The organism is Akkermansia biwaensis (genome assembly GCF_026072915.1).
Classification (GTDB): Bacteria; Verrucomicrobiota; Verrucomicrobiia; order Verrucomicrobiales; family Akkermansiaceae; genus Akkermansia; species Akkermansia biwaensis.
On record NZ_AP025943.1, the window covers coordinates 2,155,332 to 2,168,448 of the forward strand.

Sequence of the window (13,117 nt, forward strand, 5' to 3'; positions counted from 1 at the left end):
ATATCAAAACGTAGAATGGCGAGTTTTTATTACTTGGTCGTTGGAGGACTTTTGTCCCTGTTATTCGTGGGGAGCGGCATCGCGGAGACTGTGCCGGCCATGGCAAACTTGCAAAAACAAATTCAACAGGTAGCTCAATCTGCCACCGCCGCTACGGTAGCCCTGGTTTCCGATGGAGGAGAAACGGGCAGCGGTGTCATCGTAAGTCCCCAGGGGCTCATTCTGACGGCGGCCCACGTGGTGGGCGGCGACGAGATGATGCGCGTGGTGTTTTCAGACGGGCGCGTGATGAAAGGCCGCGTTCTGGGAGCCAATTTTACCCGTGACGCCGCCATGGTGCAGATTCTTGGCGAAGGCACTTATCCTCATGTGGAACTGGGCGAGTCCGACGCGTTGCACGTAGGAGACTTCGTGGTGGCCCTGGGGCATTCCAAGGGATTTGACCCGGAACGACGTGCACCCATCCGCATGGGAAGGCTCTGCACGGACGGAAAGCAGCGGTTCCTGATCTCCGAATGCACGTTGATAGGCGGCGATTCCGGGGGCCCCCTCTTCGATCTGTCCGGAAAGCTGGTGGGCATCCATTCCTCCATTGGGCCGATGCTGAAAATCAACAACCATGTTCCCGTTTCCGTCTTCCGCCATGATTGGGAGAAACTGCTCTCCGGCCGCCAGTGGGGCCAGTTGGGACTGCATCCCATGGCTGATCCGGACTCTCCCGTTCTCGGCTTTGCCATGATGGATGTGATGGGCGTGGACGGTGTCGTGGTGGAGGATGTGGTCGTGGACTCTCCTGCGGATGAGGCGGGAATCAGGCCCGGAGACGTCATTACGTACATGGACAGCCGCGGCCTGCGCTCCGTGCGCGACATGCTCCGGGAGCTGGGGCGTCACAGGCCGGGAGAAACGGTGCCTTTGGTCGTTCTCCGGAAAGGAACTGCCTATAAGGCCGACCTTACCTTCGGCAGGCGCGGTGACCTGATGTCCGGACTGAAACAAATGGAACAACCTCAGGGATGATGATAAGATACCTATTGACAGTGTTGGCTGCGGGTGCCGTGTGTGGACAGGAAATAGCTTCCCCCCTGCCCGCGGACCAGATGATTGCTCCGGAGGACAAGGCGGTGCTGGATGCCCAGGCCCGCCAGATCTTCCGGGATTGGGACAAGGTAGCCGTTCCCATCGGCAAATCCGTGGTGGCGCTTGTGGCCGGCAACCGTCAGGTGGCGCTGGGTACCGTGGTAGGCAAGGGAAAAGTACTCACCAAGTTGAGCGACTTGCAGAAGGAAAGGCGCCCGGTCATGCTGGTGGACGCCTCCGGAAAAGTTTATGATGCCAAGGTTCTATTTGCTCTTCCGGAACACGACCTGCTGATGATGGATGTGCCGGGGCTGCCCTCACCGCCCATTGACCTGGACTCCTATGTGCAGGCCAAGGAAGGGGATATCATTGCCGCGGTATCTCCCACGGGACATGTCAGCGACTTCGGCGTGGTGTCCGTAGCCCAGCGCAGCCTGAGAGCGGACGACCAGCCTTATCTGGGCATCGTCTCCGATCCCCGCTGGGATGGTGAGGGCGTGATGATTGGCGGCGTGGAAGCCGGGAGCGGTGCCCACCGCAGCGGCCTTCAGGCCGGGGATGTGCTCATGAAGCTCAATGGAAAGCCTGTGGACGGGATGTATTCCATACGTGCGGCCATGGTGGGCGTACGGCCCGGGGAAACCGTTCCTGTGGAAGTGGTGCGCCAAAACCGGAAGGTTGAGGGGCAGCTTCTCACCGGGGCCAGGCCAAAAGTGATGAAATTCCCTCAGAAACGGCTGGACATGATGAATTCCATGGGCAACCGCATGAGTCTGAAGCGTGACGAATTCCCGCTGGTCATCCAGTCGGACATGACTTTGTTTCCGGAACGGGCAGGATGTCCGGTCATTGACGTCAACGGCAAATTCGTGGGACTGGCCCTGAGCCGTGCCGGACGGACGGAAACGTACATTCTCCCTTCCTGGATATGCCGGGAGCTGGTGGAGGGCGTGCTTCCGAAAGTGCAGCAATATCAGGCAAGCCGTGATGAAAATATCCCGGAAGCACAGCCGGTGGACGATGCTTATGACGCGCGCCGTCTGGAGGAAAACCGCCGGAAAGTGGAAGACAAGATGAGCCGCCAGGGCCTGGTGCCGAAGGTGTATTAAGGTGGGCGGAGGAATGGAAATCCTGTGGACGGGGCCAGGGAGCCTTCCATGGTTGCTCATGCATGATGGCTTCGGAACGGAACGTCGTATATCTCCTCGGCGGAAAGTCCCTTCGGAAAGAACTCTTCGTGGTTTCCCGTTCTTTAAGGCATTTCCTGAAAAAGTTCTGTTTTCTGTGCGGCGTATAAAGGTAATGGGTTACATTACCGGCTACCGGAGAAGTGGAAGCAACGGACGAGGAGCGCTCCGTTTCCTGGAAATATGCGGAGCATCATCATTTTCCAGTTTCTTCATGTTAACCTGCATGCGGGAAGGAACCTTGTGTTGAATGAAACCCTCCCTGTCCGTATATTCAAACTCCACTTTCTCCGCATGGTCCGGTTCTTTCGGATACTGCCGGCTAATATTCGCGGAAAGACTGTCAATTCCGGTCCGGAAATGTTCGGAGCAAGGGAATCAAGTGCCACTGCCGTTCATTCGGCATCCTGTTTTCTCCCAGAGATTTCATGCAAAGGAAGTTTTCTACGCCGTCAGATAGGCAGCGGACTTTCTTGAGCTTGTCCTTGATCCTGCCTGAATGCCGGTGAATTCCTTACGGATGTTTGCATCAGCCATCTAGTTTTCTTCATAAGAATCCCTTGAATAGTCGTATTTATCAAGGTGATTACATAGGTTGAATTCTTATCATTCCAAGAGCTAATTGAATGGCGGTCTCCGGGACGTTCGCATGCCCCTGCCGGGAAAGAATGGAATGGAGACGTTTGAATTTCATTCCTCTCGGAAATAACCGGAGGACTCTCTGCATGGACTTTTCTGGAAGGAAGCTGAAAGGTTTCCCGCAGGAAGGACGGTATCCGTTATCGTGCCGGAGACGTGGCAACCGTTTTTTCCTTGAAAATCATCAGCTCTGAAAGAACGACGGTGCGTCCGGAAGCATCCGGAGAAATGATCATGACGACCTTGCGTCCGGGATAAGTGGTCAGCATCATGCCGCGTTCCTTGACCTTGACGACTTTTCCGTCTTTAAGGCGTGCCATGTACGTCAAATTGGCGGGAGTGGAGCGGGCCGCGCCGGCTCCTGCCACATCCTTCCCAAAGACGTAGGTCGCCATGCTGGGGAGCTCAATGGCGCTTTTTTCTCCCATAGGAGGATTGGGTAGCTCCAGGGTGAACGTGCGTCCGGTGAGGTTCTGGATGTAGATGCAGTTCATCGGCAGTTCCGCTTCATTGATGAAATCCAGCGTGAACTCTCCCTTGCTGTTCTTGCCTACCAGGGCCAGCGTTTTGGGACCGAGATTATCAGGGAGCGGTTTGGAAACCAGCTTGTTCGTCGGCATGCCTTTTTGGTCCAACCCTCCGAAAAGGGTAATGATCTTGCTCCGGGGATAAACGCTGCGGCGTCCTGGCAGCGCGGCGCGAAGTTCCACTTTTTCCAGTCTTTTGCCGTCAATGGGCATGTAAATGACTTCCGGGAGGGTCATCGGGGTTTTCAGCACGAAGCGAATGCCGTTGACGGAAGCAGGGGAAAGAGACTTGTCCACCGTGTCTCCGGCGGGGGAATTTCTAGCCGGTTCAGGCGTTCTGGGCGCCGCAGGCTGGCGGGACTGCCCATGTACGAGGGACATGCCTCCAAGGAAGCAGGCAACGGTCAGGATGAATGGGATGCGCATATGTTCGGAGAAATATGAAGTGTGGAAAGAGAACCCGGTACCAGTTGTTTGACCGGAGCATTTAACCGACACGGGAGCGGTTGGAAAACGAATGCTGCGGAAACGACGGCAGACCAATGAAGCATTGTTGGAAATGCCAGTCTGAACTGGGTCTTATATCCCTTGTGAAGTACATGAATGGGAAAGGCCGTGCAAGCTTAAAATAGGGATGTGGAGCATTATGTAACAAGAAAAATCCGAAGCACGGGGAGAGGGGGATCGGGAAAAACCGCCGACTTCCGCGGGAGGGAAGGCGGCGGCTGTCAATGATTGCCGAATGCTGAAAGGGCAGAGGCCGGTATAAAAGGGGAAGAAAGGAAGCTCCTGGACTGAAAGCTCTTCAAGCCATGTTTAAATCATACTTCTTCAGGGGAGAGCCAGCGGAAGGAAACAATGTTGAACCGGCGGCCAAACGCCTTGTTCACCGCACTCAAATCCGTACCTTCCAGCGCTCCGGTCTTCATGTTCACCTTCGTCGCCGCCGTCTCCGGACTGTTCACCGGGTCCACATAGTTGATCCCACGCTGCACCACCGCCTCGCACCACGCACGGGAAAGCACCACTCCCTCCCGGCTCGTCACTTCCCCGTAGGCGCGGATTGTAAACGTGTCGTCGCGCGTGGTGAGAATGTTGCCCAGCACCGCAAGCACGTCCGACTGGATCAGGTAGCCGGGTGCCGCCGTAAAGACCGAGCCCTTGGCCGCATCCGCGTTCGGGTAGCCAACCTTGGGCGTGATGACCATGTCCGTGAGTTCGTCAAAGGTCCTGTTGATCGAGCTTTCGTCGATGGCCGCCTGGAGCGCCCCCTTCACCCCCATCTCTCCGCTCTGCAGGCGGCGGTTGATGAAGTCGGACATGTTCAGGAAGGGGCCCCTCTTCTTGACTTCCTTGACCATGTTGTCGGCAAGTGCGCGGATTTGCGTGTCGCTGAGCGTGCGCAGGTCAGACCAGGCCATGGCGTCTCCGTCCGGGATGCCGTTGGTGATGCCAATAGAGCCGTAGTCGTCCACGTGGGACTTGTTGCTGCTGGCTACCCCGAAGCGGGAGAAATTGGCCTGGTTGCTATTCAGCACGGAGGGCCTGCCGTTGGAAGAGTAGAGGAGCTTGCGGTTCTTGAGGCCCATGAGCATGGCCTCCCAGGCTCTCCGGGAGGTGGAGTTGACGTTGAAGCCTCCGGCGATGGGCAGGTACTTGGCGGAGAGCTTGTAGCCCTCGTCGGTTTTGGCCAGTTCGTCGATGACCGCTTCGGCGGGCTTGCCCTGGAGGTCCGGGGAGAGGCGCCTGTTGGCAATGCCTGCGGCCTTGTTGGAGGAAGTGTCCGTGGAGAATGCTTCCTTGAGCACGGACTTGAGGTCCTCTTTGGCGGAGCCGCCGATGCTGCGGGGCCGTGCGGCCAGGGAGGAGGTGAACCAGGAGTCCCAGAGGGCGTCGTTGATCATCAGGCCGTGGTCCCAGAAGTCGCCCAGGGAGGCGTCGCCCATGATTTCATTGTGTGAGAAAACCTTGTCGGGCGGGAGCATTGGGTCGGCAAAGGAGTTTCCGATGCCCACGCCTGGAACGCCTGACTGGTAGGCGAAGCGTTTGGCGATGGCGGCTTTGGAGTCGGTCTTGTACCAACCAGGGGTGAGCCTGAATCCTGCGAATCCGGCGAGGCTGGAGGGCTGCTGGAATGGGAGTTCGGCGGCCACAATCTTGTTGACCTGTTCGGCGCCGGGTCCGCCGAATGGGGAGAGCCGGGTGCCGTCGTTGGAGAGGATGTTGGAGATGGTGATGGGGAAGAAGTCGCTGTTGGCGTTCTTGACTTCAAACTGGTAGGGGCTATAGGATCGTCCGAGTTCGGATGCGGTGGGCATCTGGCTGCCCCAGAAGAGGGGGCTGGAGTGCTGCCAAGTCTTGGCACGGTAGTCCTTGCCTTCCGGGTAGGCGCCGATGACGGGAGGCTTGCCCCATTTCACGGAAACCCCATAATAGGCCACGAATGTGGAGTCCTCAGCCGCAGTACCGTAAAAGCCCCTGCGTTTTCTGTTGTCGTCCGGTCCTTCATTGTCCAGGAACATGTCAGCCGGGAGCTTGACTTGATCAAGCAGGGGTTTTTCCCAGGCACCCCAGTTGAGATTCAGGATGCCAGGCATGGCTTTATCAAATACGGCAGGATCACTGCCATCTGACAATGAACCGGATTGGCCTAGCTGTCTGGGATTCATGATCCCGGAAACCATGACAAGAGTACCGAGCTTTTTGGATTGAGAGGAAAATTCATCCGTGTACTTCGTGCAGAGGACAATGTTGTGCGGCGTATAATTGAGGTCGTTCAGATCTTCCGCAAATTTAATAGACATCATGGCAGTGCCTCTGTCTTCATAGCCGCTTCCGGATAAATATTGATATTGAATGCCGTCAGCCTGGTTGATGGCATAGGAACTGACCTGCCCCGGATCCTGAGTCCAGCCTTCCTTGAAGGCGAAGTTGTCCACGCGGATGTCATTTTTGTTGGCTTTGGACTGGGTGACCGCGTTGCCATGTTCAATTTTGGCTACGACAGGATGTGCAAAAATGACGATTTCCCCGGCTTTAAGTACGGAAGGTTCTCCCGCCTTGCCTACGCCGCCTGAAAGCAATTCCGAAGTTTTACGGAACGACGCTCCGAAGTCGGCAATCTGCCTGTTGTTGTAACCGTCATTGGGAGAATAGGGAGAGAATGGAGATTCGGAATAAGTCGCTGAAGAGGGATCCCAATTCTCAATTAGGTTGGCCTGCATGCGTGAATAGTTGTTCGTCTGCATGATCGGCATGTATCGGTGTTCTCCGAAGTAAGAGCCCCAGGGGCCGCCGTCCGCCCCGGTGAACGTCATGTCCACATTGTACGGGTTCCACCACACGTACACCGGGATGACGGAGACGCGCACGTCAATGTGGCCGCCGCGGGCGCCGTGCTGGGCGGTGCGCTTGACGTAGTTGATCCCCACGAAGGAATAGAAGCGCAGCAGGATAGGATGGCGCATGTAGGTGTAGCGGTTGTCCATCATTTCCATGTTGGCGGAGGCGTCCGCGGCTACCAGCGTGCTGGGCGTCTGCCCATTCCATTGCAGTGTGGCGGAGGCATCCTGGCCGTCCCTTTTGGTTGAAGAGTCCCACACATTGGCCCACAGGTGGAGCTGGTTCCAGGAGCTTATCGGGCGGTTCTGTTCCGTCGGAGTTCCGTCCTCTGTGGCGTAGGGACGCAGGCCGATGTCCGCCGTGTCTCCCCGGAACTCCTCAGGCAGTTTTTCCTGGGAAAGAAGAATGTTCAAGTCCTTCTTCAAGCCACCGAATTTGGAATCCGTCTGGAGGCTGGAAGAAACCAGGGTGATGTCATGGTAAAGCTCTCCCAGGTCTTTCAGACGGCCGTTTTTGCTGTTGGCAAGAAGCGTATCCCGGGAGATTAGTTTCCTAGCTGCAGATGAATCATCGCTGGAGCTTTCCGACATCAATGAGGTCATATTGAGGGTGTCCAGATCTGGGCCGGGAGTATCCCAGGTGGAGCGCAGAACGGTCAGTGCGTCAGTGCTTTCCTGGGAGGCATGGGTCATCAGGTTGATGCGCGCCTTCTGGTTTTCCGGCGTAATCCACCAGGCAATGTACTTGCGCGTGTTGGCATTCTTTTTCAGCCCCGTATTCTTTGAAGAATCATCCACGCGTACAGGGCGGGCATGAATTTCCTTTTTATCCTGGTTGCGGGCTCCCACCGGAGTTCCTACGGTGCCGGGGCCCAGCAGGCAGACACTGCGGGAACTGCGGTTGGAACGGGTCCTTTGCCCCAGAAGGTTTTTTCCGGCTTCCAGGGTACTGAGCCTGCGCAGGTCGGGGTCGGAAATCAGCCAGCGGCGGAACATGGAGCTTCTGCCCGTATCGTAGGTGGAAGCAATGCTCATGCCCGAGGAATTGTTCCTGTTGAGCCAGGTGTCCCAACTGTTCCAGGAGCCCAGGATGTAAGGAGAGCTTCCTTCGCTGGTGCCGGAAGAAAGAATGCCGGAGTTGGCGGAAACGCGCTGGTCGGGTCCCAGCTCGCACTGGAGCTGTCCCAGGGAAACTTCCAGGGAGAATCTGGCCAGGGACTTGGCCTCAGCAGCGAAGAGCTGTTTCTCGGAGATGCGCACCTGTGATGATGCGATGGTAAGCAGACCGACGCTCAGGAGGGCCAGGAGCATCATCAAGGTGATGGTGGCAATGAGCGCGAAACCCTTGCTGACGTGTTTAATAGGGCGTTTTTTGGAAGGTTTGATCTTCATGAAAAGCTATGATTTTTAGCGAGACGCCTTCCTATTAGTTTGGAGTTGCCGAGCCATCCACTAATATGGAAAGGCGAAAAGCCAATTCTTATCTCTGAACCTTATAAAAAGCGGAGGGTGCATGCAAGCCTAAAATTGGTTGAAAAAGGATGCTGAAACCTTGTTTTCCGAACCGGAATTTTTTCCTTATTTGAGCTCTGAGATGAATTGGAATAATATTTTATTCATTTAAAATCAAATGTTTTAGTGATGTTATAAAGATAAATAAGGATTCCAAATTCGGTGGCTTGAAGAAGGACTTGAACATTCTTCTTTCCCAGGAAAAACTGCCTGAGGAGTTCCGGGGAGACACGGCGGACATCGGCCTGCGTCCCTACGCCACAGAGGACGGAACTCCGACGGAACAGAACCGCCCGATAAGCTCCTGGAACCAGCTCCACCTGTGGGCCAATGTGTGGGACTCTTCAACCAAAAGGGACGGCCAGGATGCCTCCGCCACACTGCAATGGAATGGGCAGACGCCCAGCACGCTGGTAGCCGCGGACGCCTCCGCCAACATGGAAATGATGGACAACCGCTACACCTACATGCGCCATCCTATCCTGCTGCGCTTCTATTCCTTCGTGGGGATCAACTACGTCAAGCGCACCGCCCAGCACGGCGCCCGCGGCGGCCACATTGACGTGCGCGTCTCCGTCATCCCGGTGTACGTGTGGTGGAACCCGTACAATGTGGACATGACGTTCACCGGGGCGGACGGCGGCCCCTGGGGCTCTTACTTCGGAGAACACCGATACATGCCGATCATGCAGACGAACAACTATTCACGCATGCAGGCCAACCTAATTGAGAATTGGGATCCCTCTTCAGCGACTTATTCCGAATCTCCATTCTCTCCCTATTCTCCCAATGACGGTTACAACAACAGGCAGATTGCCGACTTCGGAGCGTCGTTCCGTAAAACTTCGGAATTGCTTTCAGGCGGCGTAGGCAAGGCGGGAGAACCTTCCGTACTTAAAGCCGGGGAAATCGTCATTTTTGCACATCCTGTCGTAGCCAAAATTGAACATGGCAACGCGGTCACCCAGTCCAAAGCCAACAAAAATGACATCCGCGTGGACAACTTCGCCTTCAAGGAAGGCTGGACTCAGGATCCGGGGCAGGTCAGTTCCTATGCCATCAACCAGGCTGACGGCATTCAATATCAATATTTATCCGGAAGCGGCTATGAAGACAGAGGCACTGCCATGATGTCTATTAAATTTGCGGAAGATCTGAACGACCTCAATTATACGCCGCACAACATTGTCCTCTGCACGAAGTACACGGATGAATTTTCCTCTCAATCCAAAAAGCTCGGTACTCTTGTCATGGTTTCCGGGATCATGAATCCCAGACAGCTAGGCCAATCCGGTTCATTGTCAGATGGCAGTGATCCTGCCGTATTTGATAAAGCCATGCCTGGCATCCTGAATCTCAACTGGGGTGCCTGGGAAAAACCCCTGCTTGATCAAGTCAAGCTCCCGGCTGACATGTTCCTGGACAATGAAGGACCGGACGACAACAGAAAACGCAGGGGCTTTTACGGTACTGCGGCTGAGGACTCCACATTCGTGGCCTATTATGGGGTTTCCGTGAAATGGGGCAAGCCTCCCGTCATCGGCGCCTACCCGGAAGGCAAGGACTACCGTGCCAAGACTTGGCAGCACTCCAGCCCCCTCTTCTGGGGCAGCCAGATGCCCACCGCATCCGAACTCGGACGATCCTATAGCCCCTACCAGTTTGAAGTCAAGAACGCCAACAGCGACTTCTTCCCCATCACCATCTCCAACATCCTCTCCAACGACGGCACCCGGCTCTCCCCATTCGGCGGACCCGGCGCCGAACAGGTCAACAAGATTGTGGCCGCCGAACTCCCATTCCAGCAGCCCTCCAGCCTCGCCGGATTCGCAGGATTCAGGCTCACCCCTGGTTGGTACAAGACCGACTCCAAAGCCGCCATCGCCAAACGCTTCGCCTACCAGTCAGGCGTTCCAGGCGTGGGCATCGGAAACTCCTTTGCCGACCCAATGCTCCCGCCCGACAAGGTTTTCTCACACAATGAAATCATGGGCGACGCCTCCCTGGGCGACTTCTGGGACCACGGCCTGATGATCAACGACGCCCTCTGGGACTCCTGGTTCACCTCCTCCCTGGCCGCACGGCCCCGCAGCATCGGCGGCTCCGCCAAAGAGGACCTCAAGTCCGTGCTCAAGGAAGCATTCTCCACGGACACTTCCTCCAACAAGGCCGCAGGCATTGCCAACAGGCGCCTCTCCCCGGACCTCCAGGGCAAGCCCGCCGAAGCGGTCATCGACGAACTGGCCAAAACCGACGAGGGCTACAAGCTCTCCGCCAAGTACCTGCCCATCGCCGGAGGCTTCAACGTCAACTCCACCTCCCGGAGAGCCTGGGAGGCCATGCTCATGGGCCTCAAGAACCGCAAGCTCCTCTACTCTTCCAACGGCAGGCCCTCCGTGCTGAATAGCAACCAGGCCAATTTCTCCCGCTTCGGGGTAGCCAGCAGCAACAAGTCCCACGTGGACGACTACGGCTCTATTGGCATCACCAACGGCATCCCGGACGGAGACGCCATGGCCTGGTCTGACCTGCGCACGCTCAGCGACACGCAAATCCGCGCACTTGCCGACAACATGGTCAAGGAAGTCAAGAAGAGGGGCCCCTTCCTGAACATGTCCGACTTCATCAACCGCCGCCTGCAGAGCGGAGAGATGGGGGTGAAGGGGGCGCTCCAGGCGGCCATCGACGAAAGCTCGATCAACAGGACCTTTGACGAACTCACGGACATGGTCATCACGCCCAAGGTTGGCTACCCGAACGCGGATGCGGCCAAGGGCTCGGTCTTTACGGCGGCACCCGGCTACCTGATCCAGTCGGACGTGCTTGCGGTGCTGGGCAACATTCTCACCACGCGCGACGACACGTTTACAATCCGCGCCTACGGGGAAGTGACGAGCCGGGAGGGAGTGGTGCTTTCCCGTGCGTGGTGCGAGGCGGTGGTGCAGCGTGGGATCAACTATGTGGACCCGGTGAACAGTCCGGAGACGGCGGCGACGAAGGTGAACATGAAGACCGGAGCGCTGGAAGGTACGGATTTGAGTGCGGTGAACAAGGCGTTTGGCCGCCGGTTCAACATTGTTTCCTTCCGCTGGCTCTCCCCTGAAGAAGTATGACGGATGGAGTAAAGGGGGGTGAAGGGGAAAAGCCTCTGTCGGGAGGGAGCCCGCTACATGCGCCGAGTTCCTGCACGTTCCCAGGTTCCTTTTGTTTGTAACTTGTTATCCCGGACAGGAATAACGCCCGTTTAACGGGGAAGTACGTGACGGCTGCGGAAGCACAGTCCGACGAAGAACGTTGCCAGGGTGCCGATGGTGACGCGCCAGGGGAAGGCTATTTCCGGGATATGCTGTTCCCAGGAAGCCGGGAGAGGAATGAGGCCGGTCAGAACGGCTATGACGATGAAGCCTGCCGCCATGGCAAGGATGTTGCCGGTGTCGTTGCCCCTGGTGCGGGTCAGCATTCCCAGCAGGAAGATGCCAAGCAGGGATCCGTACGTGTAGCCGAAGATGCCGAGAGCAATTTGGATGATGCGCACTTCCGGATGATGCACTACGTACCAGGCCGTGACGGAGCCCACCATAATGAGCAGCAGGGAAAATCCCACCGTGCCCCACCGCACGCACTGGAGCAGCTGGCGTTCCGTGGCGTCCGGCTTGAAGATGCCCTGGTACCAGTCCTTCGTGGCGGTGGTTGCCAGGGAGTTGAGCGCTGTGGACAGGGAGCCCATGGCGGTTGCAAGCAACCCGGCAATAAGCAGCCCGCGGACTCCGCCGGGGAGTTCATGAATGATGAAGTAGGGGAATACGTGCAATTTGGGCGTGTCTGCGGGCAGGGCTGCCGGATTGTACTGGTAAAAGACGTACAGGAGAATGCCCGTGAACAGGAAGAGTATGACGATGGGGAAGTCCATCAGTCCGGATACGATGACTGCGCGTGTTCCGGCCTTGCTGTTTTTTGCAGCCAGCATGCGCTGGACCATGTCCTGGTCCGTCCCGTGTGTAGCCATCGTGATGAACGTAGCGCCCAGAAACGCTGCCCATACCGTATATTCCTGTCCCAGAATGTGGGAACACTGTTCCAGGAAGCTGAATCCTTTTTCCGTTCCCCAGGAAAAGAATTTCCAGTCATCCCCTCCGTTCATGACGGCGGAAATGGAGTCCCAGCCGCCGGGAATGTGGGAGAACAGTATCCAAAGGGCGGAGAGCATGGAGACGCCGAGTACCGCCGCCTGCAACACGTCCGTCCAGACGACGGCTTTCAGACCGCCTATGGCCGTATAAATGGTGGTGGCCATGCTGATGATGACCAGCGCGGCGATGTAAAGCAGGACTATCTGTTCGGAATCTGCCGGAGTATTGGTGATAAACTGATAAGCAATGACAAGCAGAATGCCTGCAAAGTAGAGCCTGGTTCCGCTGGCCAGAACCCGGCTGATCAGGAAAACCATGGAGGCAGTGCGCCGGGTCAGCAGTCCGAACCGTTTTTCCAGATATTCATAAATGGAGACTACCTTATAGTCGTAATAAGGTTTGAGGAAGAGCTTGCCGACGATAATGCGGCCCAGAATCGTGCCTATGCATAGCTGGGCATAGGTAAAGTTGCGGGTATGGTAGCCTTCCCCCGGCGCTCCCAGGAAGGTGGCCGCGCTGATTTCCGCAGCCAGGATGGATGCCAGGATGGCCCACCAGGGCAGGGAACGGTTTCCCAGCGCATAATCTGTCAGGGTGTTTTGTTTGCGGCCCGCGTAGATGCCAATACCGAAGATCGCCAGAAAGTAGATGGCTATGACGAGGGAGTCCGTAAACATGCCGGGAGAGGGAGAACTTTTCCG

6 protein-coding genes are annotated in these 13,117 nt (G+C 56.7%); 3 read left to right on the forward strand and 3 right to left on the reverse strand.

The window, feature by feature from the left end:
• Positions 1-99 precede the first annotated feature (99 nt).
• A complete protein-coding gene (locus OQH67_RS08900) occupies positions 100-1,020 on the forward strand; it encodes a S1C family serine protease (protein ID WP_161981445.1) in 921 nt (306 codons plus the stop codon).
• Positions 1,021-1,058: 38 nt separating this feature from the next.
• The gene (locus tag OQH67_RS08905; RefSeq protein WP_215437823.1) at positions 1,059-2,189 is read left to right on the forward strand and encodes a PDZ domain-containing protein; all 1,131 of its coding nucleotides are present in this window, start codon (positions 1,059-1,061) and stop codon (positions 2,187-2,189) included.
• Between the two features lie 857 nt (positions 2,190-3,046).
• On the opposite strand, the gene OQH67_RS08910 is transcribed toward OQH67_RS08905, so the two are convergent.
• Together OQH67_RS08910 and OQH67_RS08915 are read right to left on the reverse strand one after the other, a co-directional pair.
• Complete coding sequence (locus tag OQH67_RS08910) at positions 3,047-3,859, reverse strand: hypothetical protein (RefSeq protein ID WP_215459037.1); 813 nt, start codon at positions 3,857-3,859, stop codon at positions 3,047-3,049.
• 395 nt (positions 3,860-4,254) lie between these two features.
• On the reverse strand, positions 4,255-8,166 hold the full coding sequence (locus OQH67_RS08915) for a hypothetical protein (RefSeq protein WP_215711704.1): 3,912 nt from the start codon (positions 8,164-8,166) through the stop codon (positions 4,255-4,257).
• 287 nt (positions 8,167-8,453) lie between these two features.
• On the opposite strand from OQH67_RS08915, the gene OQH67_RS08920 reads away from it, so the two are divergent.
• The gene (locus OQH67_RS08920) at positions 8,454-11,399 is read left to right on the forward strand and encodes a hypothetical protein (protein ID WP_218957819.1); all 2,946 of its coding nucleotides are present in this window, start codon (positions 8,454-8,456) and stop codon (positions 11,397-11,399) included.
• A gap of 131 nt (positions 11,400-11,530) precedes the next feature.
• Here the strand turns inward: OQH67_RS08920 and OQH67_RS08925 are convergent, their stop codons facing one another.
• Positions 11,531-13,093: a sodium:solute symporter gene (locus OQH67_RS08925; RefSeq protein WP_215436179.1), complete on the reverse strand. Its 1,563-nt coding sequence runs from the start codon at positions 13,091-13,093 to the stop codon at positions 11,531-11,533.
• Positions 13,094-13,117 lie beyond the last annotated feature (24 nt).